Source organism: Aliiglaciecola sp. 2_MG-2023 (assembly GCF_030548145.1).
In the GTDB taxonomy this organism is placed as follows: domain Bacteria; phylum Pseudomonadota; class Gammaproteobacteria; order Enterobacterales; family Alteromonadaceae; genus Aliiglaciecola; species Aliiglaciecola lipolytica_A.
Genome location: NZ_JAUORY010000002.1, coordinates 338,382 through 364,716, shown reverse-complemented (window position 1 = coordinate 364,716; position 26,335 = coordinate 338,382). Strand labels below are relative to the sequence as shown.

Below are 26,335 nucleotides of genomic sequence, written 5' to 3'. Positions count from 1 at the left end.
CAAATCGAGCAACCTGCTAGCGATTAGACGTGTTCAAACCTTCACAGGATCCCAAAAATGTTCAAAATTTCTACCTTGTTTATTGTTATCTTCACTGTTAATTGTTTTGCTTCACCGCAAAGCGCAGAAAAATATGGTCCTAGAGAGTTTCCAGATGGCGAAAAATGGACCGCAATAGTCGCAGCATATTCACCAGAGATCCAAGCTATCGACGCGGCTTTTTCGAAAATACCTGATGCCCAGATTGAGCAAACATTGACCATAAAAGGCGTTAAATATCAGTTAGGACACTTTAAAGGTGAGCCTATTGTGATCTTTACCACCGGCATTAGCGTGCCTAACGCAGCAATGACGATGCAAATGGCATTAGACTACTTTCCAATTGATAGAGTTGTAATGATGGGAATAGCAGGTGGCGTGAACCCGGCTTTTCAACCCGGTGACATCGCCATTCCTGAACGTTGGTACTTTCATGATGAATCCGTTTACGCTAATCCACAAGCAGATAATAAAGGGGGTTATATACTGCCAGACTATTACGAACATGCGCTAAAACGCTACGAGGAACGTGAACAGAATGATCCTAATGCGCCTGCATATGAAAATATTGGTTTTATTCATCCTGAAGAAATGTCAGTGATTAAACAAGGCTGGTCAGAACCGCGACAGATGCCCTATTTCACCGTCACCCCAGAACTATTAGATTTAACCCACAAAGCCCTATCTTCAATGGACGATATAAAAATGCCTTCTGGACACCCTATCAATATAAAGGTAGGTGGTAATGGAGTTACCGGCTCAGTGTTTTTAGATAATGCCGAATATCGAAATTGGCTACAACGGGTCTATGATGCGCAAGTCGCAGAAATGGAATCAGCTGCAGTTGGGCAAGTGTGTTTTGTAAATGACGTAGATTGGATTGTAATACGCTCAGTGAGTGATTTAGCAGGTGGTCAGCAAGGTAAAAATGTCGAAAACGTATTTGATGGAATTGCATCAGGAACCGGAGCTCAGTTGCTGATTGGGTTGTTAGATCAAATTGTCAAATTTCAATCTGAACTTCCTTCTCAATCTCAATAAAGCCAATTTACACAATCCAACTTAAATAACATTTATAGTTTAAGAGACCTTTTAGTTAAAAGGTCTTTTTTGTTTAAAGCCGCAAAAAACCTAATTAAATTATCCAGTAACACGCAATTTCTCCCCTCTCCACGCCTTCTATTGAGAATGGTTCGTATTCATATTTACATTACGGTTAATTTTATGTAGTATTTCGGCGATAAATTTTAGCCCTCGCAAATCAACAAAAATCGAGGTTGCCAGCATTGTTAAATGGCATTGATGTTTCAGACGGTGCCATTAAGTTTATAAGTAAATTAGCTTAACAATATTAGACATAAGGTAGGGCAATGGGATTTTCATTGGGTACAGTTAGGCAGTGGCATTGGATTAGCGCCTCTGTATGTATGGCGGGTATGCTACTTTTCGCAGTAACTGGCATTACCCTTAACCATGCAGCTGACATACCAGCCCAACCTACATTTAATAGCTTAGAAGAACAGGTGCCAGATGTCATTATGCAGCAGTGGTTAAGTGCAAGTGAACAACCGCAAAAGCTATCTGTTGAAATCGAAGACTGGCTCTATTCAAATCATCAAATTGTTCTGCCAAGTCACTACAGCAGCGAATGGGATGGCACAGAATTTTATTTGCCATTGCCCCGTCCTGGGGGCGACGCTTGGTTGGCCCTCGATGCCGAAACTGGGGAATTTGTTTACGAAGATACGGACAGAGGATGGTTAGCATACTTCAATGATTTACATAAAGGCCGCGACAGCGGCACGGTTTGGCGTTGGTTTATCGATATCTTTGCCGGTGGTTGCATTATTTTTAGTGGCACTGGCTTAATTTTGTTGTGGCGTCAATCTTCCCATAGGCAGTCAACAGCGCCATTAGCGGCTTTAGGAGTGTTAATCCCGCTAGTGCTTATGCTGCTGTTTATTCACTAAAAGAGTAACTATATGTTCATACCCAAAAAGTTATTAATTATAAGCGCTACTTTAAGCATGTTTTCTAGTTATGCGAATAGTCAGAAGTTAGCACTTGAGATCGATATCCCGCAGTTAAATGTAGCTGAATATCATAGTCCTTACGTCGCCGTTTGGTTGGAAAACAAGGCCCGAAAATCTACCCAAATCGCAGTATGGTATGACGTTAAGATGGCAGACAATGAAGGTCAGGAATGGTTGAAAGACATGCGCCAATGGTGGCGCAGAGGGGGGCGCAGCTTGAATTTACCCTATGATGGCCTAACGTCGGCCACAAGAGGCCCTGGAAGTCATCAAATTAGTATCGACCTAGATAAAGATGAATTGAAAGGGCTAGAGCCTGGGGATTATAAATTACGCATTGAAGCGGCACGAGAAGTCGGTGGCAGAGAGTTGATAGAGATACCACTGACGTTACCGCTAGATACTTCTACTTTACCTATTTATAAAAGCGGTAAATCAGAGCTGGGTAATATTAGCTTGAATTTACAGACTAACGATTAACCATTTACTGGAGTAAATTACATGAAAACCACACATTTATTAAAACTTTTAGCTGCGGGCATGCTAACAGCTTCAGTCGCGATGCAAGCCCAAGCGCATAGAGCATGGATGTTGCCTAGTTCGACAGTATTGTCAGGCGATGCGCCTTATGTGACCTTTGACGCAGCAATTTCCAATACATTATTTTTTCCTGATCACGTAGCCATGAATCTAGCCGGCGTGAAGGCATATGGGCCTCAAGGTAACGCCGTAGAACTTCTAAATGCGTCAAAAGGTCAATATCGCAGTACCTTTGATATTCAATTGAATCAAGAAGGCACATACAAGCTAGCCACCAGCAGCGGCGGTTTACGTGCTATGTGGGAAGACGAAGATGGTAAACGTAAAATGTGGCCAAGACGTGGACAAACAGCTCAGGATTCTGAATTCGCCACAGCTGTTCCTAAGGACGCAAAAAAATTACGAGTTAGCCGCAGTTATCGTCGGGTTGAAACCTTTGTAACCTTAGGTGCACCAAGCGACGACGTTTTTGCCCCTACCAATCAAGGATTAGAAATGGTCCCGCTGACTCACCCAAATGATTTATATGCCGGTGAGGCCGCTACATTTACACTTTTAATTGATGGCAAACCCGCAAAAGGTGCCACTATTGAAATCATTCCTGATGGAGTTCGTTACCGTAATCAACAAAACGAAATTAAACTAACCACCAACGATAAAGGTCAATTTGTAGTAACTTGGCCAACTGCTGGACGTTACTTTTTAGAAGCTGAATATGAAGATGATCAGGTTTCAGCGCCAGCAACTAAGCGCACAGGAAGTTACGCAGCAACACTTGAAGTGTTACCAATGTAACCAAACTCGGAAGATATCTTTTGAACGAAACAGTGCGAATTAGTCTGGCGTTTTTTTTAACCTTAGCGTGGTTATTTTGGTGTATCGGGTTGTATGTGCGCCACAAGCGCACGCAACCTAAAATTAATTTAGCCGCTTCAACGTTAATTGCCTATGCCAGTCAAAGTGGTTCGGCTGCAGCATTAGCAACTAAAAAAGCCCAACAACTCGGCACGCAAGAGGCAGTCAATTTACTGCCTCTTGACCAAGTTAACAAACAAGCCTTGCAGGCCACTAAACAGGCCCATTTTGTGGTCAGCACCTACGGAAACGGCGAGCCACCAGATAATGGTCAGCGTTTTTATCAAGATATACTATCCAAAAAGTCAGCTATTGATTTGTCACATTTACAATATTCAGTCACTGCTCTAGGCGATAGTACATATGAACACTTTTGTGCATTTGGTCACAATTTGCATAGCGGTTTAGCCAATTTGGGCGCTAAATCTAAAGCTGAAGTGATTGAACTTGATAGTCAAAATATGCCGCTAACTGAAACTGAACAGGCAGCGGATCATTTCTGCGATTGGCAACTCATCGATCGCCAATGTCTCAATCCTAAAAGTGATAATCCGCCTTTGTATTTACTGACTTTTAACGTGAAATCTGAACTTCCTAGTTGGCAAGCTGGTGATGTGATTTCTATTCAGCCACGCAATGATGCAAAAAATATTGAGAATTGGTTAAACAAACATCAGCTAGATGGTCGTATGCTGGTAACTAAAGATGGCTTGAGTCAGCCGCTAAAACAACACTTAAGCACTGTTGTATTGCCAAAGCGTTTTACTTCTAAGCATACTCCCCCAGCGATTTGGTTAAGCTCATTAGTCCCTCTGCCAAATAGAGAATACTCAGTCGCTTCTGCACACCATGAAAACGTACTTAAATTAATTGTCAGACTACAGACCTCCCCTGATGGTAAACCTGGAATCGGCTCCGGTTGGCTTACTCAATTCAGTAAAATTGGCGATATTTCCAAAGGAACTATTCGCGCGAATAGTCGCTGTCACATTAAAAGTGCAATACGTCCATTAATCTTGATCGGCGCAGGCAGCGGATTAGCGGGCTTACGTGCGCAACTCGCACAACGAGCGATTGAAAGAAAAACTGGGCCGGTATGGCTGATTTATGGCGAACGCGACCCACAAAACGACACTATGCTCAAGGGTGAATTGGAGAGTTGGCAACAAAGTGGTTTGATTACTGATTTACATTTTGCGTACTCAAGAGCCCCTCAAGAGCCAGCCTACGTGCAAGATATTATTCATATCAATTCAGAAAAACTGAAAACCATGGTGCATAAAGGAGCTGACATATACGTCTGTGGTAATAAAGCCGGAATGGGTGACGGCGTTCATCAAGTGTTAACCGAGTATCTAGGGCAGGAAAATACATCAGCATTGTTAGCAAACGGACGTTATCGACGAGACTTGTATTAACCAGCGACGATCGGGATCTTGCCCCAAGCAAACATTCAAACTTCACTAAATCAATGTCACTGCACCATCGCTTGCTGTGATTGTTTAAAATCTTAGCGTCCAATACCAGACATATGCAAGCCCACGGATAATTGCCGAATTTTTAAAGAGAAAAAAGTAGGTATCTGAAAAAGCCTATATATTGAAAAAAGTTATACTCTATGATTAAAATAGGTAAAATTTATACACATACAAGGCCCGAGTTTAAACACGCGCATTTGCGGCTTATTAATAGTGTTATAACGCCGATAAAGTCGAGAGCTATAGTGGAATCCAAAAGGATTTAAATGAAATTATACCCATATTCAAATATTAAAACCGAGAACCTATTTACACTGTTATTGGCGTCGCGGCTTATAGGGGCAATTGGTTACCTAGCAATTGTTGCAACCTTAGGGCTTCTCATTTTAAGTATATTTGCAGGTCCCCAAACTATTGCAGGAGACCCCAATAGCCCAATAGTTTCAATGTCTACTCTAGGGTATCGTGAAGTTGTTTGGTCGCTAAGCTTTACTAGTTTTATTTCTGGTTTAATTTGCCTTAGTTTAAGCGGTTTGTGTGCAGCAGTAGTTTCATGCGAATATAAATATACAAGGGTTAGTTAACCTTACCATATCAAGCAAAAGCATCGGGAAAGTACTCGCGGGGCTTGGCCCAAATGCGCTCGCGCTTTCCGCTGTTTAGGGTGTTAATTTCACTCAACATTGAAGGTCAACCATATGTTTTGTTTGACAATAAAACGTTGTGATATCTGAGTCAAGTTTGGAAGCAATACCCCCGTGTATCGATACAAGGAGCATTTAGGTTCACAAGCCTAAATGGCCGGACTGGAGTGTTACAAACCAAAATCCTGTAACAGCCGCAGGTCGCTCAGGAAATGTTGACCATATTGTAGATATAACCAATGAGCAATCAATCAAAGATTTATATACAAAAGTGGGACATTTTGATGGGTAACTAATTGGAAATTTTTTGCAAATCAAGCAGCCTTTTAAAGGCTGCTTTTATTCTACATTCTAATCACCGCTATCTGCGCACCCTGTGTAACAGTTGCTGGTCTTTTCTGCGACTTACATTCACTGCCAATGCCTAGCTGGTAACCGTCGCTTCAAACAAATAGGCATCCAACAGATCCTGAAGTCGTGTAGCGTCGCTTTGCTGAGCGCCAAACAGTTTAACCTCGACTCGCATTCCTCGTGGACCACCGACGGTAACATTGACGTCACCAGTGAGTTTATTCTGGGTGAGGATAGATTCGACGGCGCGCTTGACCGCGTCGCGACGAAGCGTTGGTTTAAAGATCTTTCCAACCGCCGTGACTGGGATTGAGTCAACAATATGAATATGTTTGGGCCATGCGGGCCGTTCGCTGATCTCGGTTTGGGCAAACGCTCTGAGTTCGTCTTCGGTGGCAGTCATGTTCGGGAGAAGTTGCACGTAACAGGTCGGCAGTTCGCCGGCGTATACGTCTGGCATCCCCACTGCCGCCGCGACCGCCACCGCTGGGTGGCGCTGAAGGGTATTTTCGATCATCAGCGGATCGATGTTGTGTCCACTGCGAATAATCAGATCCTTCGACCGTCCCGCAATGTAAATCCTGCTTTGAGCGTCAGTGTAGGCGAGGTCACCACTGTTGAGTACACCGTCGACTATGGTCCCTTCGTTTTGTTCGGCGTTCCGGTAGCCCGGTGAGACCGTTGGCCCAGCAATGGTCAGCACGCCGATTTCACCGACTTCGCATTCCGCACCAAGTGAACCATCGTCTTCGAGGCGGCGAACGGTTACTTTAGTGTACGGCAGACGCAATCCCACCGAACCGGCACCGCCTTGGCCCTTGAACGGATTGCAAGAGATGAGACCTGATGCCTCGGTCATGCCTAGGATCTCCTTGAGTTGTATGCCGGTGATCGACTCAAACTTTTCGCGCACAGAAACAGGAAGCGATGAGGCTCCGGTGAGTCCGCTTCGTATTGAGCTGATGTCTGCCCCATCGACAGGAACTTGGATGATCGCACCGATTGACGTCGGCACGCCACCAGCGACCGTGACACCATAACGTTCACAGATCCGCCAAAAATTATTGACCATCGCAGGATTGCGCAGTCCAGATGGCGACATGATAACTACCTCTGTTCCAGCGATGAATGTGCTGATACCGATTAGGATCGTGCCCGCGACATGAAACATTGGAAGCGTGCCGGTCACAACGTCAGCAGACTCGAGGTTCATTAATGCGGCACAGCCATATGCGGCTGTGAGCTGGCCCACGTGGGTGTGGGCAGCAAGTTTTGGCACGCCTGTTGTGCCTCCAGTATGGAAGTACGCAGCAACGTCAGTACCGCTGCCAGGTTTTTCGAAAGTCAATCTATCGGTCGGTTGAGCCGCAATCGCGGCGTAGAAATCAATCACGCCATCAACAGCCGGAGTGCTTGGCGGAGCGACGCGCACAACGATCAGATCAGGCATCTGTTGTTTCAACTCGAGTGACTTTTCCCAGATATCGAGCTGCGGATGTGGCCCGAACGTGACCAGAATTTTCGCCCCAGAGGCTTCAATCAGACCGCGGATGTGCTCCGGTTGAAGTAGGAAATTGATCGGAACCGCGTAACCTGCAGTTTCCGCGCCCCACAGAACGGCGTTGGTCTCGATAAGCGTCGGCAACATGAACGCGACTCCGGGCCGCTCGCCACCAAGACTCGTGAAAAGGTTAGCCGTCTGATGAACAAGTTCCAGTACCTCGGCGTAACTGACTCGGCGAGGCTGTTCGTCGTCATCTCCGGTCATCAGCATCGTCAATGCGGTTCGATTAGCATGGCGCTCAGCTGCTTGGACGAAGACATCGTACACACTGTCTCCGGCAAGACGATCTAGAAGCGGCATTTCAGTCTCAAATCTTTCCACGTCTGATAATGTCAATAGGGGTGACTCAAGCCAATCCGTCATCGGGTTCTCCTCTAGTAAGTACAGGGCAAATAAAAATTCATTTCCCTAAAATGAATATGTATCTTGCCTCATATTTTCCATATTTACCCTTCATGTTTTCACATAATTTGGCACGCAAAGCAAGTGCCTCCCCTGCTATTGTGCAAAGCAATGCTGAATCCCCGGTGACCGTTCAAATCGAAAGTAGCGAGGGATAATAGCTATATTCAGGACAACGCTTCTGTAGCCGCTACCGGGTTTGAATAAACCAAAGCGACTTAGCCGATTCAGATTGTTAAATGAACAGGAATATTTAATCTACGTTATTCAGCTATAGCTACCATTGCTAAGCACTAGGTTTTTACTAATCAGACTATTTTTATGCATTATCCACATGCGTCTGCGAATGCATAAGTTAACATTTTACATAGCCCAAATAAGCGGTTAACCTTGCCTCCCAAACAACACTGCTGAGACATAATTGTCACAATAAAGCAGGTTTAATCGCCTTTGAAAAAAGGGTGATTTCCACCTTAAATATTCCGGTGTAATAAAATTGAATAAACAACACAGTCTAAAGACACTACTGACTTTTATCCTCCCTTCCCTCATTGGATTACTACTGTTTATGACACCCATTAGTATTGATGGTGCCATTACTATTCCCATTGCAGTCGCCTCCAAAGCATTACAAGCCGAAATGGGCAAGAACATTCAACTTGTGATGACGATTATCGTGATTTTCATGGCCATAGCATCAAGTGTTGTTTCCTTGTGTAAACCTAGAGCCGTGCAACAAAGTGCATTTTTTAATACCCTGCTGACGGTCACACCTTTTTGGTTACTCATGCGAGTGCTCGGCGCTGTATTTATTCTGTTAACCTACCTTCAAGTAGGGCCCACCATCATTACCTCTAGTGATACAGGTGGCTTGGTACTCAATGATTTAATTCCTGTGTTGTTTTCAGTATTCTTATTCGCCGGTATGTTACTGCCATTATTGCTTAATTTCGGGCTACTCGAATTTTGCGGCACGTTGATGACCAAAATTATGCGCCCGATATTTAACCTACCGGGGCGAAGCGCTATTGACTGTATGGCCTCTTGGTTAGGTGATGGCAGTGTGGGGATTTTAATGACCACAAAGCAATATGAGTCACGGTTTTATACCGAGCGCGAAGCCGCAGTCATCGGCACTACTTTTTCGGCGGTTTCTATCACATTTAGTCTAGTGGTGATTACTCAGGTAAAATTAGAACATTTATTTATTCCTTTTTACCTTACCATTAGTTTTGCAGGTATCGTTGCCGCCATTATTGTCCCCAAATTACCCCCGTTATCTTGGAAAAAAGACCATTACATTGATCAATCACCAAGACATGCGGATGATGAAACTGTGCCTAAAGAACACCATGTTTTTTCATGGGGTATTGAACAAGCGCTTACTCGAGCATCTCAAGCGGGCGGTTTTAAATATGTATTTATAGAAGGCATCAAAAATGTTGTCGATATGATATTCGGCGTTATCCCAGTGGTAATGGCCATAGGCACTATTGCTCTGATACTAGCAGAGCACTCGTCTATTTTTAGTTACTTAGGCATGCCATTCATTCCCTTTCTCGAACTTTTACAGATACCAGAAGCCACTGAAGCGTCTAAAACAATAGTGGTGGGATTTGCCGACATGTTTATTCCATCAATTTTAGCCAGTTCAATTGAATCTGATCTCACCCGATTTGTTATTGCGACATTGTCGGTTTGTCAGCTGATTTATATGAGTGAAGTGGGTGCCCTGCTAATAGGCAGTAAAATCCCAGTTAATTTTGGCGAACTATTCGTTATTTTCATCCTGCGCACTATTGTTACTTTGCCTATTATTGCTTTAGCTGGGCATATAATTTTTTAAAGACTGCGTTTATTTCAATAAACAAGATGAGTAACCAGCGCAGATTGCTCTGGTCGCGAGTCAGTTTTTAAGCTGGAGTAGGCATCAGGCATCACATTGTCGAATTTTGATTGTGTTTGGCTGTGCCGGTTCCTAGTCACAGCCCTACCTAATGTGTATAAAATCTAAGTACATAAAATTGCAGACTGCAAAGAGCTTAGGTTTACATTTTCATATGTTTGCACAGCTTTAGTGTCAGCTGAATCCTAGGGTAAGGGTATTTGTAAAGTAGAGCAGTCCATCATGTCAAAGTGCATCTAATCAATAGCTGTTAAATAACACTAAAATGGAATACTAAAATAGCTGAAGGGAGGAATAATGTGCACTTTCCAGATGAAAAGTGCACAGTGGTATTACATCAAATCGAGGCTGAAATTAATCAGCGAACTGCCTTATGATGGCACCTAAGGTTTCTTTAGCATCACCAAATACCATGCGGCAATTTGGTTTAAAGAACAACGGGTTATCAACTCCAGCAAAACCAGATGCCATACCTCGTTTCAGTACAAAGACGTTTTTAGCCAAATCAGCGTTAATAACAGGCATACCATAAATAGGGCTGCCCTTCATTTCGCGAGCCGCGGGGTTAACCACATCATTTGCGCCTATTACCATTGCCACATCAAAATTTTCGATACGTTTGTTGATTTCATCCATTTCGAATAATTGCTCATAAGAAACGTCAGCTTCAGCCAAAAGTACGTTCATGTGTCCAGGCATACGGCCGGCAACAGGGTGAATGGCATAAGCCACTTCCGCTCCATTTTCTTCCAGTAACACCTGTAATTCTTTCATCGCATGTTGAGCCTGAGCCACAGCCATACCGTAACCAGGAATAACAACCACTGACTGCGCTGCTTCTAAAACGTAATAAGCGTCATCTGCAGATAAAGGTTTTACTTCGCCTTCAATTACCATAGTTGACTCTACAACCGGCATAAAACCACTGAATAGGACGTTTGATAATGAACGGTTCATCGCTTTACACATAATACTGGTCAGAATTATGCCACTGGCCCCAACTAAGGATCCGGCTACAATGAGAATATTATTCTGCAGTGCGAATCCTGCAGCACAGGCCGCTAAACCCGAATAACTGTTTAACAGCGAGATAACCACCGGCATATCTGCTCCACCAATAGGCAGAACTAGCATAATACCGAACAGCAGAGCTAAGCCCATCACGCTATACAACACCAAGGTAAAACCAGGTGAAAACTCTGGCTGCGCAATAAATAAATACCCGCTAAATAAAATGGCTGTGACTAACAGTAAATTGAAAATCACCTGTCCTTTAAAGGTTACCGCTCTGCCTGTGATCCGCTCACTTAGTTTTGCCCAAGCCACCAAACTTCCGGAAAAGGTTACTGCACCAATTAATAACGCAAGAAAAGTAACCAACATCACGAAGCCAGAAAGTTGGCCATTTGATTCCACTGTTGACCACGCCACAAACACACTCGCAAGTCCTCCGATGCCATTTAACAATGAAACCAGTTCTGGCATCGACGTCATCGCGACTAATCTTGCGGCAAAGAAGCCAACAATACTGCCGGCAACAATCGCAATAGCGATCCATTCAAAACTGACTATATTCTTGTCAAACAAGGTGACAACAATGGCTAAAAGCATCCCTACCGCTGAGAGTAAGTTACCTTTTCGTGCAGATGATGGATGACCTAAAAGTTTTAATCCAAAAATAAATAACGCGGCTGCCAGTACATAAGTAAGATTAATTACCAACGCTGAAGTCGAAGTAGTTTCTATCATTTTAAAGTCCTCTTAATCTTCAGTTGGGATCAATTTTTTTTCTTGAACATGGCAAGCATGCGATCGGTAACTAAATAACCACCGACCACGTTAATCGTGGCTAGAAAAACCGCGAACGCCCCTAAAAATTCAGCGTACTGACCTAAACTGTCATCTCCAGCCAAGGCCAATGCGCCGACTAAAGTAATCCCTGAAATAGCATTAGCACCAGACATCAAAGGTGTATGCAAAGTAGCCGGAACTTTTTGAATTAATTCGAAACCAACAAAAATCGACAACAATAAAATAAATAATAAATATATGGCTTCCACTATGCTTTCTCCTGCTGGTTGCTAGCTTGTTCGTAGAACGATTGAATCATCTTATTTACAACATTCCCATGGTGGGTAATGATGCAACCAGACTGGACTTCATCTTCAACATCCAATTCAAATCGGTTGTTTTCTTTTGACCAAAACTCACTGATTAAATTATATAAGTTGCTGGCATACATTTGCGTGGCATGCTTAGCCACTCCATTAGCCCAATTGCCAGTTCCAACCAAACTTACCCCATGTCTAACAACTACTTCTCCAGCCACTGATCCTGCGACATTGCCACCGGTTTCCGCAGCCATGTCAACAATGACGCTACCGGGTTTCATCATTGCTATAGTAGCGTCATCGATTAATTGTGGAGGTTTACGACCGAACAATTGTGCAGTAGTGATAACGATATCTGAATCGGCTATGCATTTAGCTTGTTCACGTTGTTGAATTTGCATCTGTTCAGGGGTTAATGCTTGCGCGTACCCTTGACCGGTTTCGCCAGTTTGCCCCAGATCTATATCAAGGAATTTAGCGCCCAACGATTGAACCTGTTCAGCTACAACTGAGCGAGTATCAAATGCGGTCACACTAGCGCCTAGACGCTTCGCAGTGGCGATTGCTTGCAAACCCGCCACTCCAGCACCAATCACAAACACTTTGGCTGGCTTCAAAGTACCAGCCGGAGTCATCATCATAGGTAATACTGTGTCGAGTGTATTAACTGCCTGCATTATCATGACATACCCAGCTAAACTCGCCTGAGAGCTCAACGCATCCATTTTTTGGCAGCGACTGATTCTGGGGATCATTTCCATACTGATGCTAGTAATATTGGCTGAACATAACTTATCTACAAAACTCTGTTCATTGAAAGGGTCCAAATAGCTAACAATGAGCGCTTCTGGTTTTAACAAACTAATCTCATCTGCTGTAAGTTTATGTAGGCTAAGTACAATATCTGCTTTTTTTAACAATTCATCTCGGTCAGTGATAACTTCTGCACCAGCGTCTTGATAATCACTATCCTGAATGTGAATCGCCTCACCTATACCCGACTGGACACAGACATCAGCACCTAATAGCGTATAAGCTTTTACGTTGATTGGCATTACTGAGCAACGCTTCTCACCAGGCTTACACTCAGCTGGAAAAGCAATAACAGGCATATACCCTCTCCTAATTTAAATGATTTAATGTAGATACTATGCCCGTATATGTTGTGAAATAGTTATTCATATTGTTTATATAGAATATCAAATTGATAAGTTACTCTTAATAAATTCATGAGATGAACAACACAATTATTACGACAAATTACATCTAAGGGCAGTGATAGCAAGGGATATAGGGCGACGAGGAATTATATTGGACAGGCTATTTATACATATTAAGCAGTTAAAATATTCACTAAATAATTCGATTTTGGTTTTCTATTTGAAACACATTTATAAATACATTGGGATAACTTTTTCTTATGATTGAATAACTTGAATTCCTACGTTGTGGCAACTTGCAATAAAAGCAGGTATTTCAGCATCAGGAAGGGAAACCTGAATTCGCACCATTTCCGCATATTCACATTCATCGATTACACCATGATGCTGGTTTGTAAGGTGCCGTATAAATTGTTCATGTTTAAAGTCGCTTAGCAGATGCAAAGGCAATAACACTATTTGCTCTTGAATGGGCAATGCTTCGATTACTTGTTGGGCAGAATTAGAGTAAGCCCTTACCAACCCGCCAGCACCTAGTTTTATGCCACCAAAGTAACGAGTAACAACCAGCATAATATCGCCGATACCTTTATGCTGGAGTACATTCAAAATTGGTTTTCCAGCCGTTCCACTGGGTTCCCCATCATCAGACATAGCAACACTAGCAGGTGAATCAGGGTTACCTAATAAGTATGCCCAGCAATGATGGCGGGCATCGGGATATTGCAATTTTATTAACGCAAGTTGCTCCATAGCCTGCTCTCGACTGTTTGCGAAACTAGCACAGGCGATAAACTTGCTCTTTTTGACCTCATAGGTCTGTTCGGTGATTTTTGCTGGAATAGGATAGGACATAAGCAATGCATTATACCTAATTCCTATGGAAAATATTGTATAAAAGACTGGGTTATTGTGTGTCCCTTGCTCACCAAAGCACAACCCGTAATAGAAACCGTAAACTTTCAACACAAACTTCAAAAAATTAGACGTTACACGACTACTTGTGACTACAAAACCTATAAGCGCCAGCATAAAATCATCTTAGCTATTTATTTTTCAGTCGCGAAAATGACTTGAGTCTAATCATAGGAACGCGCCACAGCAAAAGCTTAAAGTCAACAATCTAAGGGCGGGCGTACTTTCAGCTCGAATCCCCCTCGGTTAGCCTAATAATCAAAACGTCGCAGTAAAATTACGACTTATATACGCCCAAGGTCTTATCTACTTTAATTCCCTGCCCTTGTATGATCTAACAACTGAAAACTTTCAAGATGACTTACAAATCAAATTTCAAGAGAAGTAGAAAAGAAGATACGAGTTAACTTACAAATGCGAGAAACAAAATGTCTTATAAAAGTGAATACGACCTATCTATTACTCAACCAGAAAAATTCTGGATGGAAAAAGCATCGAAGTTACCTTGGTACAACCAGCCCAAAAACATATTGAGCAAGGATAACAACGGGGTTCATCGCTGGTTTGAAGATGGCGTAATGAATACCTGTTATATGGCAGTGGATTACCACGTAGAGCAAGGGCTAGGCGAGCAAATTGCGATCTTCTACGATTCCCCCGTCACAAATTCAAAAAGCAGTTACACCTATCGTCAACTTAGAGACGAAGTTGCGCTATTTTCTGGGGTTTTAGCCGAACAAGGCGTAGGAAAAGGCGATCGTGTGGTTATATATATGCCAATGGTTGCTGAGGCCGTTATTGCAATGTTAGCAGTGGCTCGCTTAGGAGCAATTCATTCAGTCGTGTTTGGTGGTTTTGCCCCTCACGAGTTAGCAATGCGGATTGACGATGCTGAGCCTAAAGTGTTGGTAACGGCTTCGTGCGGAATCGAAGTATCAAAAATTATCGAATATAAACCTTATGTTGACGAAGCTATTCGACAAGCGAAACATAAAGTTGAGCACTGTATCGTGCTACAACGAGAACAGTCAAAAGCAGAACTGATAGCGGGTCGTGACCTAGATTGGCACACTGCCATCTCAGCAGCGACACCAGCCTCATGTGTGCCGGTGAAAGGCACAGATCCATTGTATATTCTGTACACTTCCGGTACCACCGGCAAACCCAAAGGCGTAGTTCGAGATAATGGCGGACATGCTGTGGCTTTGCATTACTCAATGGATGCGGTTTATAACATGAAGCAAGGCGAGGTTTTTTGGGCTGCATCTGATGTAGGTTGGGTAGTAGGTCATTCGTATATTGTCTATGGACCGCTTTTAAAAGGTTGCACGACTATTGTCTACGAAGGCAAACCAATCAGAACACCAGATGCCAGCGCTTTTTGGCGCGTCGCACAAGAATATAATGTGAAAACCTTATTTGCCGCACCAACGGCGTTTCGAGCTATTCGTAAAGAAGATCCAGAAGCAACATTATTAGCCGATTTTCCGTTGCAAAATCTTCAAACTATTTTTATGGCCGGAGAAAGACTCGATCCCCCGACTTATCAATGGACTTGCGAAAAAACCGGTAAGCCAGTTATTGACCATTGGTGGCAAACAGAAACGGGCTGGGCGATTTGTGCAAACATGCTGGGAATTGAAAGCAAGCCAGCAAAACCCGGCTCTGCAACCTTACCAGTACCAGGTTTCGACGTGCAGATTTTAGATGATGAGGGCAATCAAATGCCTCCTTGCAAACAAGGTTCAATCGCTATTAAATTGCCAATGCCACCAGGTTGTTTACCAACGATATGGGGCAATCAGGATCGCTTCGTCGCCGGTTACCTTACGCAAAATCCAGGATATTATTGCTCTGGTGATGGTGGATACAAAGATGAAGATGGGTACGTTTTCATCATGGGTCGAACAGATGATGTCATCAATGTTGCTGGTCACCGACTTTCTACCGGAGAAATGGAGGAAATTTTAGCCGCCCACCCGGCAGTTGCCGAGTGCAGTGTGATTGGTGTTCACGATAGTTTAAAAGGTCAAGTGCCTATCGGTATGGTGCTTCTCAAAGACGGTGTCGATATCGATGAAGCTAAGCTGCAAGCAGAGTTGATTGCAAATGTTAGACACGAGATAGGGCCTATAGCCTGTTTCAGCCGTGCTATTGTTGTACAACGCTTACCTAAAACACGTTCAGGTAAAATTCTGCGTAAATTATTACGCCAGATATCTGCAGGGGAATCTTATAACATCCCTTCTACTATTGATGATCCAGAAAGTGTCACAGAAATCGCTTCGATTATGGACAAACAAGGCTTAATTACGATTGAACAGGCGTCTTAGTACAAAAAATCTCAAACTTCACTGCGGACAAACCACAAAATGTGAAAATCCGCAGTACGTTATATTTTTGGTGTAATTCCCAACGCACCCTTGCTCACTTACTAGTGGGCTTTTTTATGTCCAAAATAACGTTGAGGAAACAGACACAATCAATACACCTATGCTGATTAGCCAACTCTAGTCAAAGGTCATTTTAAAGTAGAAAATCCGGAATATTGTGTGTCACACTGCTTGAGCGGTGAAATTTTTAAAAATATCGAACTGATTTACCGGAACTGGCTTTTGGAAAAAGTACCCCTGACCATACTGGCATTTCAAGTTACGCAAAAATTGATAGCATTGATATGTTTCTATACCTTCAGCAATAATTTCCATATTCAATTCGTGACCCATAGCGATGATTGTTGATGCAATAGTGTTATTTGCAGGCATAAAACTTTTATCTATTTTTAATACATCAAACGGCAAGTTTTTTAAATAACTTAAACATGAGTAACCTGTGCCAAAGTCGTCCAGTAACAATTTGGCTCCTAATTCAGATAATTCATATAACGTCTGAACACTAACTTTATCTTCTGTGATTGCACTGTTTTCAGTGATTTCAATATGGATAGAATCGGCAGCTAAATTTAGCCGACTTAACGTATCAGACAGGCGCTGACTAAAACGTTTATCTTTCAATTGAAGAGTCGAAACGTTAATTGCCATGGCATGCTCAGTAGCGCCTGCGTCTTGCCAAATTTTACATTGCTGACAAGCCTGTTCCATCACCCAACTTCCGATATCAATAATTAGCCCCGCATTTTCAGCAATTGGAATAAATTCGTCTGGTCCAACAGCTCCATTTTCTGCATTAGTCCAACGCAACAGCGTCTCACTTCCTACAGTACGATTATCAGCAAGAGCCACTATAGGTTGATAAACAAGGCTTAGCTCCTCATTGTTAATAGCTTGATGAAGTTGCGCTGCCAAGGTTAATCTGCGATTTAATTTACTTCCAGATTGCATATCGTAAGATTGAAATTGGTTCTTTCCTGCATTTTTCGCCTGATACATGGCGGCATCAGCATGCTTTAAAAGTGAGTTGGTATCTTCACCATTTTGAGGGTAACAGGCAATCCCAATACTGGCGGTAATAAAAGATTCCATGTTGGCTAATTTGATTGGTTGGCGAACGGCTTCTATGATTCTGTGGGCTATATTATCAATTGTCTCAACTAATTCGAAGCAATCCGTTACGGCAACAAATTCATCACCACCAAAACGCAACACTGAATCACATTCGCGAACGGTATGCGCTATGCGTTCGGCCATTTCAACTAGCAATTTGTCGCCCACTGAGTGCCCAAGGGTATCATTAATATCTTTAAAACGATCCAAATCGATAAACATCACAGCGAATTGAGCTTTATTTCTATGTGCTTTAGCAACTGCGGCGTTAATCGTGTGTTCTAATAAGTTTCTATTGGGCAAACCAGTTAAAGAGTCGTTATAGGCTAGCTGTTTTATGCGTTCTTCGCTTTTTGCAAGGGCCTTCATTGCCTCTTCTCTTTTATTCAGAACAGCAGTTACGGCCTTTGAAATTATATGTGTAAAAAACAACACTATCATCGATGTGAACACAATTAGTAAAATGGTAATTTGGGAGATGAAATCAACCGTTTTTTCAACAGGCTGTTCGAATAGAATTGAATTATTACGAAATTCATTGAGGGCGAAAACTAACTGATCTTGCACGTTTTGTGACGTAATCTCACCGTTTTCATATTGGCTTATTACCTGCAGGGTTTGGTTGGCAACCTCCAAATCCTTCTCACACAATGCAATGACTTCATCGGTGCCAATTAGGCCCATAAAAAATTGTTCGGAAGCTCCAACCATTTCAAGGCATTCAAAAGGTTGTTGACGAATACGCACAATCACAGAGCGAATCTCAGTCATATCAGCCGTGCTACCTGCAGACGCTAAGCGTTTTGGAACTGAAATTAACCCATTCAATTCAAGTGTGTGTTTAAAATGACGAATGTTCAGTTGATGGAAGTGGCTACTTTTGTCGAGCTTAAAGAAACTCCAAATCATAACAACTGAAAATAGAAAGATTATTACTGTGAGGAAGGCTAATGCTTTTTTAACCCTACTATTTTCTAAAACCATTTTTTATTGTGCTCTGTAATCTACATCCATAACTGGAGCCACTTGGAATCTGTTCGTATTTCGAAAGTTCCAATCGTTACCTCAACTTATTTATAGCACATTTCAGTAAAATATGAGGTTAATTATTGATTCAAAAACCAACAACACCTAAAACTATTCTTACAAAATCGGAATAATGCTAGCAACAGAAATTATGCGGATTGAAACTTGTTGGAGTTTATTAATGCTTATAACTATTTTCAGCAAAGTTTTTAAGATGCTTTGGGCCTTTTTGTCGAGTTAGTCACTTCATATATTTGGGTGTTTAATTAAGTTTAGCGGAGTAAAAGCAGGTGGGAGCGATAATGTCATCAAATCCACAAAAGTGAGATGACATTATCAACAAAGATTGCTTTTTTACAGTCATAGCCTCGATTTGACTAGTAACTCAAATGAAATTCTTAATTTATACTATTTTATTCAATTCTGAATTTGCTGGATATAATCATTCCTACGGCTCTTTGGACTTCAGTATGCATTCGTTGTGCATCTTCTCCACCAAGGGTGCCGCAAGACATCATTTTTTCACAAGTTTGTCCAGATATACGGCTTCCGGTCCCGACTTTGGGTGCTGGAGTGTTACGCAGAATTTGCAGTTGATCGATAAAGAATTCCTGTAAGTCTTGAGGGTTAACAACAATACGCTCTATGCTATTGTCGTTACCTGGAGGAAGCGGTTGATTTAATTCGATGAGACGTTCTCTAGCGGCTTCTATTTTATAAGCGGCCTTATTGTAAAGAGCAATAGATTTATCTTGTTGATCTGCACCAAATAGTTGGCTGTCATACATCTTGCCCAATAAATAACTCGCTTTAGACATATTATGTTCAGATGCTAATTCTAGCCATTCTCTTGCTTCATCGTAATCTTTTTCCTCTATCTCACCTTCTAGATAAACGACACCGAGGACATAAGCTGCGTCATACACTTTATTTTTAGCGGCCTTTTTCAGGTAACTTATTCCCTTGCTAGGGTCGTCGTCCGTAGCACCTGAGATATACATCAATCCCGCTTTATACTGTGCGGTAGCCTGATTCCATTTAGCTGCCTTCTTGTACATCCGAAGCGCTCGCGAATTATCCTTATCCGTACCGTATCCGGTGACATAAAAATTACCTAATGTCTCCATTGCGCTAGGGTGACCTTTTTTTGAATACTTTTTAAATTCCTTGAAGGTTTTCACACAGTGATCTTCGCTACATTCACTAAAATCAAAGGCAATAGACAGTGGTGTGACGGTTACAGTTACCACAATCAATAAAATTTTTCTGAGCTGAACAAACATAGTTGAAACTCTCCGTGTCATAGGTTGGTTAATATTTAAAACAATAAATTATGCAACGAGTTTTTGTTAAAAAATAAATAACTTATTGATTACATTGCTTTTACACAATATCCACTATGGACTGTTACAAAATAATTGTCACCTTTTAATTTGTTTTCAGCTTATTGCAGATAAAACAATAAACTCGCGCATTGTGAGTTTACTGCTGTAGATATTTAACCACATTGAAAATACTGCGATCTTCTGGATCACGCTTGATTTCAAATCCTAAACTTTCGCAAAAACCTAACATTCCTGTGTTTTCAGCCAAAACCATGCCCTCCATTCGCTCTAACCCCTTTGCCTTGGCACTTTCTATAAGTGCATTCATTAAGCGCACAGCGATGCCTTTACGATGCCAATCATCGGCCACCACGACAGCAAATTCACAACTTACTTTATCAATATTGGTGATGTAGCGAGCAACGCCTATTTCACGTTCCATTTTGCCGCTGCTTATTACTGCCAGTAATGCCATTTCTAAGTCGTAATCGATCTGTGTAAAGCGCACCAACATACTTTGCGGCAGCTCTTTAATGCTTTGCATAAAACGAAAATACTTTGCAGTGGGTGACAAAGTACTCACAAATTGACGTTCTAAATTAGCATCTTCGGGTCTAATTGGGCGGATTTCCAATAACACACCAGAGCTAAGCTCTTCTGTTTTTGCCAGTTCCATTGGGTACGGATGAATTGCCATATGGTCATAACGTCCGGTTTGCGAATGCGCTTCAATGAAAATTTTAGCATCTAAAGCAATAGCATCGTATTCATCAACCACCAACGGATTAATTTGCAATTCTTTAATCCAAGGCAACTCACAGGCCATTTCAGATAAACGTAACAAGACATGCTCAATGGCCCCCATATTACATCCCGGAAGTTGCCTAAATGCCCCTAACATTTTGGCAATACGTGTATTGTTCATTAACTCACGGGCTAGGGTTTTATTCAGTGGTGGGATTGCCACCTCTCGGTCGCCCATAATTTCTGTTGCGATGCCACCAGCAGCAAAAGTAATTATTGGACCAAAAACAGTATCATTAGATATGCCAACCAACACTTCCCTGCTGCGTTTTTTAATGTACATGGCTTCAACTGTTACACCACTTATTTCCGCTTCGGGGAAGTATTTGGAAACCGAATCTATAATATCGTGATAAGCATTTTTAACCGCCTCGTCGTTTGAAATACCCAATCTCACGCCACCCACATCAGACTTATGGGAAATGGTTTTACTGTAAACCTTCATCACAACGGGATAACCGATGGTTTTAGCAATCTGGATTGCTTCGTTTATATCATGGGCCAAACTAGCATGCGTTGTAGAAATATTGTACGAATCAAGGACTGCCATTGACTCTAAATCAGTCAAGACCGTGCGCCCTTCACTCAACGCATGCTCAATGACTGACTTAGCCGCTTCAGTATTGACCTTTTCTTCCTTTTGCAAAGGATCGGGTGCTTGCAATAAAAGACGTTGGTTACGAGTAAAATTGCGCAAATAGGAAAATGCTTCAATGGCAGCTTCTGGTGTGGTGAAGGTTGGAACTTGATTATCTTCTAAATAGGTTCTTCCTTCAGCCACCATTTCCCCGCCCATAAAACAGCAAATAATAACTTTTGATGATTTTTTGGAGGCTTCTACAATTTCTTTGGCCACTTGCAATGGTTGCGTCATTGATTGCGGAGACAAAATAATCACTATGCCATGCATAGTTTTATCCTTTAAACATAAGGAAAGAACTTGCTGATAACGCTCCGGCGTTGCATCACCAATAATATCGATAGGATTGTCTTTAGACCAATTGGCTGGCAGCACTTGGTTCAATTGTTTTTCTGTATCTTCACTTAACGAAATTAAATTTAAATTTAAATCAGTTGCGCGGTCAGCAGCAATAGCCCCTGGACCTCCGCCGTTGGTGATAATTGCTAAGTTTTCACCTTCTAAACGTTTGTTGGTAGACAACACTGTCGCGCCAACAAAGAGATCAAAAACCCGATAGCCTCTCACCGCGCCTGCTTGGCGTAACACTGCGTTAAATACGTCGTCCTCTCCAGAGGTTACTCCAGTATGCATTTGCGCAGCCATGGTACCTTTATTATGTCGCCCTACTTTCAACACCAAAACCGGCTTCACCCGAGACGCACGTTTTAGCTCACTTATAAATGAGCGGGCATGATTGATGCCTTCAATATACAAAAGAATGCTTTTAGTCCGTGAATCGTAGGTTAGGTAATCGAGTAATTCCCCAAATTGCACGTCAGCAGCACAACCAATAGATACCACCGCAGAAAACCCCAACTTACGAGATTTAGCCCAGTCAAGAATCGATGTACACAATGCACCAGATTGGGACACCAGTGCCAAACTACCTTGATTAATTTCGCCACTGTGAAACGTTGCATTAAGACCCGTTACCGGACGAGCCACCCCAAGACAATTAGGTCCAATAAGACGAATTTTGTATCGCTTAGCCGTTTGTTGTACTGCATCTTCAAGCTTTTTGCCTTCTTCATTGGCTTCTCCAAACCCAGCAGATAAGATGATCGCGGCTTTCACACCTGATTTTCCACACTCTTCCATCAATTGATTGGTAATCGAAGCGGGCGCGGCAATAATAGCCAATTCAACGGGTTTGTAGATTTCTGAAATGCTGTTGAAGCATCGTCGACCGAGGACTTCGGCATGACGAGGATTAATAAAATAAATAGGTCCTTTGAACTCACCTGAGGTTAAATTGAGAGACACCGTCTTTCCGATCGATGATTCGCGCTCACTTGCGCCGAACAAGGCGATTGAACTTGGGGAAAAAAATGAATGTAAATAATGTTTCATTTAAAATCTCTTAGATGTTAGCGCTTTTGTTTTGCTATCATTATCCCATACAACTTATAGGGTTATTTTATGTCTTCTACGGCTTTTATTACACATCCTAATTGTTTACTCCATGAAATGGGAGATGAACATCCTGAAAGCCCAGCTCGTTTGCATGCAATCCAAGATGGCTTAATTCAATTTGGATTGGCTGACTTCATACTCAATATCCCTTCACAAAAAGTATCTAAAGATCTGTTAAAGCAAACTCACACTCCGCGCCATGTTGAACAGATTGAACAATTTTCACCGCCAAAAGGCCAGTACTTTCCGGTAGATGATGAAACGAAAATGAATCATGCATCTTTCGAGGCTGCTTTATTTTCTGCTGGTGCAGGTATAGTTGCTATTGATGGTTTATTCAATCAAAAATTTAAAAATGCTTTTTGTGCCGTAAGACCACCAGGTCATCATGCCGAAAAAGATCAAGCCATGGGATTTTGTCTTTTCAACAATATTGCGGTTGCGGCGACCTACGCCAAAGAGCAATATAATCTTACACGCATTGCAATTTTAGACTTTGATGTACATCATGGAAATGGCACTGAAGACATTCTGAAAAATGACCCTGCAATACTATTTTTATCTTCATACCAGTATCCGTTTTATCCTTACACCATACCTGAAAAAGCCGCTGAAAATTGCTTACATTACCCATTACCAGCCGGCACCGATTCTCAAACATTTCGACAATGTTACGCTGAACGGGTGTTGCCTGAACTACAAAAATTTGCACCTGAACTAATTCTTATCTCCGCTGGTTTTGATGGTCATCATACCGACCCACTTGCAGATTGGGATTTGTTAGACTCGGATTATTCTTGGTTAACTCAGCAAATCATGGACATCGCAGATACCTGTTGCGACGGAAAAATAGTTTCATTTTTAGAAGGTGGGTATAGTTTATCGGCACTTAGAACAGGTGCTATTGCACATATTAAAACGTTAATGAAGATCTAAGGTTTACTATGCTGCAAGGGCGTTGATATTGGCAGCCAGCACAATCATCTTGTGTGGCTACCACTGGTGGGGAGTAATTTGCAGAATTTATGTGTTTAGCGAGCTTATGAGGGTTTCTACTTGTTCAAAAGTAGGAGGATTACAACCTATGCTTTCAACATTTAGACCGGCAGCCACAGCACCAAACCTTAGACCATCCATCAAAGTTTCTTCAGGGGCAGAGGTGCAAAGCGCATCATTTTTTAACAGGCGCGCAAGCATGGCAGAGAAAAACGTGTCACCAGCCCCTACCGTATCACCAAACACAGCCGGCTTATGGACTGCTTGAAATAAATTGTATTGATCGGTTATTAGGTGCGATCCGCCCTCTCCCAAAGTTAAAACTACCATGCCATTTTCCATTCTATCGAGCATAGATTTAGCATGAAATTCTGGTTTACCGTAAAGGCCTTTTAGCTCTAGATCTTCATCGCTCACCTTGACAATATCGGCGAACTCTACGAATCGCCATATCGACGCTACGTATTGATGATGATTTTCTTCAACGCCTTTCCGGACGTTAACATCAATACTAATTTTCACGCCACGTGACTTCAAAGTGGTAATAACTGGAATCAACACTTCGAGCATTTCAGGCACGATTGCTAGAGAGCCGGTGTGAAAAAGGTCAAGATCATCCGGCAGCATTGATAATAGTTTTTCTGAGGTAATATCTAAATCTGCAACTGACTTTCGATACAAACGGTAGTTCGGTTTTCCATCTTCAGCTTTATACACCAAAGCAAGAGACGTATTTTTGCTTGAACGATTATTTGCAGGAACATGAATTCCTTCACTAATGACTGAACTATGGATTTTTTCACCTAAATAATCCGTCGATATGGGTGATAAATAAGTACAGTCAATTGCTTGTTTAACGAAGCTTCTAGCCACGTTGAACGGTGAACCACCGATGAAAGGTTGATAACTTCCATCTTGTTGCTGAATCATGTCAAACAACGCCTCACCAAATACGGCAACTTTAGGAATAGCCATAGTAACTCCAAAATTCTAAAAATAAGCCAAGTCGACTAAAGCTAGCCGACGTTATGCAAAAGCACAAATATTAACTCTAGTATCCCTAAGATACCGCTAACGCTGTGCTATTAATAATTGACTGCATGTGTTTTTTCACATTTGGATCGGTATAGATCGCCTTTAAGTGTTTTTTATAGACGTCCATGAAACCTTGGTTTTTGTTTAAATCTCCAAAAATTGAAGTCATTTCCAAAAACGAAGCGGGATTCACTGCATATTTAGCGGCTGCAACATGCAACTGCTGAGACATCACATCTATGATAGTGATCTCTTTGCCGTGACGATCAGTCTGTTTGTCGCTGTAATAACACCATGCAGCTAATACCAGTGCAGCGCACTGGATATCGCCTTCTTGACGCAAATTATCGTTGATAGTTGGAATTAAGAAAGTCGCCAATTTCGAAGCACTTTCAGAACAAATTCGCGTTAAATGATCTTTAATATTCGGGTTTGCAAAGCGAATTAGTAACGTTTGTTTATACTCATCTAAGTCAATTCCACTTACCGGAGGCAAAATAGGCGTGACTTCATTGTCCATAAATAATTGCAAAAACTGACGGAAAACAGGATCTTGAATACTCTCATCAATCGTATCAAAACCATGGATTGACCCCAAAATACCAAGCACTGAATGGCCTGCATTTAACAGTCTTATTTTCATGTTTTCGTAAGGTGTCACATCGGCAACAAATTGCGCTCCAACTTTCTGCCACTGCGGTCTACCTACGCTGAACTTATCTTCAATTATCCATTGATGGAAAGGTTCGCAAGTGACTGGCCATTCATCTGATACCCCCATTTCCGATGCCAAATAATTAATATCAGCTGGGGTTGTTACCGGAGTAATGCGATCGACCATGGCATTGGGAAACGGAACTTCTTGTTCAATCCATTTGGCCAGCTCAAAATCAACTTTTCGGCTGTACGCCAGCAACATTTTACGGGCAACATCACCATTGTGCTGAATATTGTCACAAGATTGCACCGTAAAAGGAGGTAGCCCCCTTTCCATACGCAGTTTCAGTGCAGCTGTCAAAAAACCAAAAACTAAACGAGGAGCAAATGGATTCGCTAAATCATGAATGACATCAGGATTGTCAAAATCAAACTCATTGGTCGCTGGATTAAAATTGTAACCACCTTCAGTAATCGTTAGCGAAACTATTTTGGTATCGGCATCCGCCATTTTCTGGATGACCGAATTAGGCTCATCACATCCCATCAAGAAATCGGTCATGCAACCAATCACCTGATTTTCTATCGTGCCATTAGGATGTTTTACAATTAGCGTGTAAAGGTAATTTTGCTGTTCAAGAATTGATTTCATTTTGCGATCAGCATCTCTTAATCCGACCCCGCAAATACCCCAATTAAGGTCGCCCGTTTGATTCATGTAAGCGTCGGTATAATAAGCTTCATGAGAACGGTGAAAACCACCAACACCTACATGCACAATTCCAGCTTTGACTTTTTTACGGTCGTAATTGGGCACCGAAATACCGCTAGGTAGATGGTGAAGGTTATCTTCATTTAGACGAACATTGGATTGAGTATTCATTAACCTTCCCCTT

Annotated in this window: 18 protein-coding genes and 1 pseudogene; 9 read left to right on the top strand and 10 right to left on the bottom strand. The window is 42.1% G+C overall.

Annotated features, from left to right (window positions below):
* The first annotated feature begins 57 nt into the window (after positions 1 to 57).
* The 6 genes and pseudogenes from Q4567_RS03495 to Q4567_RS03470 all read left to right on the top strand — a co-directional run.
* Positions 58 to 1,080 carry a 5'-methylthioadenosine/S-adenosylhomocysteine nucleosidase gene (locus Q4567_RS03495; protein ID WP_216049604.1) on the top strand — a complete coding sequence of 341 codons (1,023 nt, stop codon included), beginning with the start codon at positions 58 to 60 and terminating at the stop codon, positions 1,078 to 1,080.
* A 329-nt stretch (positions 1,081 to 1,409) separates the two neighbouring features.
* Positions 1,410 to 2,009: a PepSY-associated TM helix domain-containing protein gene (locus Q4567_RS03490; RefSeq protein ID WP_303499375.1), complete on the top strand. Its 600-nt coding sequence runs from the start codon at positions 1,410 to 1,412 to the stop codon at positions 2,007 to 2,009.
* A gap of 12 nt (positions 2,010 to 2,021) precedes the next feature.
* Positions 2,022 to 2,552 carry a DUF2271 domain-containing protein gene (locus Q4567_RS03485; protein ID WP_303499374.1) on the top strand — a complete coding sequence of 177 codons (531 nt, stop codon included), beginning with the start codon at positions 2,022 to 2,024 and terminating at the stop codon, positions 2,550 to 2,552.
* Between the two features lie 21 nt (positions 2,553 to 2,573).
* On the top strand, positions 2,574 to 3,407 hold the full coding sequence (locus Q4567_RS03480; protein WP_303499373.1) for a DUF4198 domain-containing protein: 834 nt from the start codon (positions 2,574 to 2,576) through the stop codon (positions 3,405 to 3,407).
* Positions 3,408 to 3,427: 20 nt separating this feature from the next.
* Entirely contained in the window at positions 3,428 to 4,885 is a 1,458-nt protein-coding gene (locus tag Q4567_RS03475; RefSeq protein WP_303499372.1) for an NADPH cytochrome P450 oxidoreductase family protein, read from the top strand.
* Between the two features lie 873 nt (positions 4,886 to 5,758).
* Positions 5,759 to 5,875 (top strand): annotated as a pseudogene (locus Q4567_RS03470) (short chain dehydrogenase); the annotation flags it as partial.
* A gap of 138 nt (positions 5,876 to 6,013) precedes the next feature.
* On the opposite strand, the gene Q4567_RS03465 reads toward Q4567_RS03470, so the two are convergent.
* The gene (locus Q4567_RS03465; protein ID WP_303499371.1) at positions 6,014 to 7,867 is read right to left on the bottom strand and encodes an acyl-CoA synthetase; all 1,854 of its coding nucleotides are present in this window, start codon (positions 7,865 to 7,867) and stop codon (positions 6,014 to 6,016) included.
* Positions 7,868 to 8,474: 607 nt separating this feature from the next.
* Between Q4567_RS03465 and Q4567_RS03460 the strand changes: the two genes are divergently transcribed.
* Entirely contained in the window at positions 8,475 to 9,752 is a 1,278-nt protein-coding gene (locus tag Q4567_RS03460) for a YjiH family protein (RefSeq protein WP_216049598.1), read from the top strand.
* A gap of 414 nt (positions 9,753 to 10,166) precedes the next feature.
* Here Q4567_RS03460 and Q4567_RS03455 read toward each other — a convergent pair whose 3' ends face one another.
* From Q4567_RS03455 to Q4567_RS03440, 4 genes are all read right to left on the bottom strand, one after another.
* Entirely contained in the window at positions 10,167 to 11,561 is a 1,395-nt protein-coding gene (locus tag Q4567_RS03455; protein WP_216049597.1) for an NAD(P)(+) transhydrogenase (Re/Si-specific) subunit beta, read from the bottom strand.
* Positions 11,562 to 11,590: 29 nt separating this feature from the next.
* Entirely contained in the window at positions 11,591 to 11,872 is a 282-nt protein-coding gene (locus tag Q4567_RS03450; protein ID WP_216049596.1) for an NAD(P) transhydrogenase subunit alpha, read from the bottom strand.
* Positions 11,872 to 13,035: an NAD(P) transhydrogenase subunit alpha gene (locus tag Q4567_RS03445; RefSeq protein ID WP_216049595.1), complete on the bottom strand. Its 1,164-nt coding sequence runs from the start codon at positions 13,033 to 13,035 to the stop codon at positions 11,872 to 11,874. Before Q4567_RS03445 ends, Q4567_RS03450 begins: the two co-directional genes overlap by 1 nt.
* 306 nt (positions 13,036 to 13,341) lie before the next feature.
* Entirely contained in the window at positions 13,342 to 13,938 is a 597-nt protein-coding gene (locus tag Q4567_RS03440; RefSeq protein ID WP_303499425.1) for a YigZ family protein, read from the bottom strand.
* Between the two features lie 488 nt (positions 13,939 to 14,426).
* Between Q4567_RS03440 and Q4567_RS03435 the strand changes: the two genes are divergently transcribed.
* Positions 14,427 to 16,331: a propionyl-CoA synthetase gene (locus tag Q4567_RS03435; protein ID WP_303499369.1), complete on the top strand. Its 1,905-nt coding sequence runs from the start codon at positions 14,427 to 14,429 to the stop codon at positions 16,329 to 16,331.
* Between the two features lie 222 nt (positions 16,332 to 16,553).
* On the opposite strand, the gene Q4567_RS03430 is transcribed toward Q4567_RS03435, so the two are convergent.
* The 3 genes from Q4567_RS03430 to Q4567_RS03420 all read right to left on the bottom strand — a co-directional run bounded on the left by Q4567_RS03430 (position 16,554) and on the right by Q4567_RS03420 (position 22,688).
* Entirely contained in the window at positions 16,554 to 18,410 is a 1,857-nt protein-coding gene (locus Q4567_RS03430; RefSeq protein WP_303499368.1) for a bifunctional diguanylate cyclase/phosphodiesterase, read from the bottom strand.
* Positions 18,411 to 18,940: 530 nt separating this feature from the next.
* Positions 18,941 to 19,810 (bottom strand): tetratricopeptide repeat protein, encoded by an 870-nt coding sequence (locus Q4567_RS03425; protein WP_216049591.1) that lies wholly within the window; start codon positions 19,808 to 19,810, stop codon positions 18,941 to 18,943.
* 199 nt (positions 19,811 to 20,009) lie between these two features.
* Entirely contained in the window at positions 20,010 to 22,688 is a 2,679-nt protein-coding gene (locus tag Q4567_RS03420; RefSeq protein WP_303499365.1) for a bifunctional acetate--CoA ligase family protein/GNAT family N-acetyltransferase, read from the bottom strand.
* Positions 22,689 to 22,757: 69 nt separating this feature from the next.
* Here Q4567_RS03420 and Q4567_RS03415 point away from each other — a divergent pair, with 69 nt between their 5' ends.
* Complete coding sequence (locus tag Q4567_RS03415) at positions 22,758 to 23,687, top strand: histone deacetylase family protein (RefSeq protein ID WP_216049589.1); 930 nt, start codon at positions 22,758 to 22,760, stop codon at positions 23,685 to 23,687.
* A gap of 87 nt (positions 23,688 to 23,774) precedes the next feature.
* Here Q4567_RS03415 and Q4567_RS03410 read toward each other — a convergent pair whose 3' ends face one another.
* The gene (locus tag Q4567_RS03410; protein WP_303499363.1) at positions 23,775 to 24,722 is read right to left on the bottom strand and encodes a PfkB family carbohydrate kinase; all 948 of its coding nucleotides are present in this window, start codon (positions 24,720 to 24,722) and stop codon (positions 23,775 to 23,777) included.
* An 85-nt stretch (positions 24,723 to 24,807) separates the two neighbouring features.
* Complete coding sequence (locus Q4567_RS03405; RefSeq protein WP_303499362.1) at positions 24,808 to 26,322, bottom strand: mannitol dehydrogenase family protein; 1,515 nt, start codon at positions 26,320 to 26,322, stop codon at positions 24,808 to 24,810.
* Between the last annotated feature and the right edge of the window lie 13 nt (positions 26,323 to 26,335).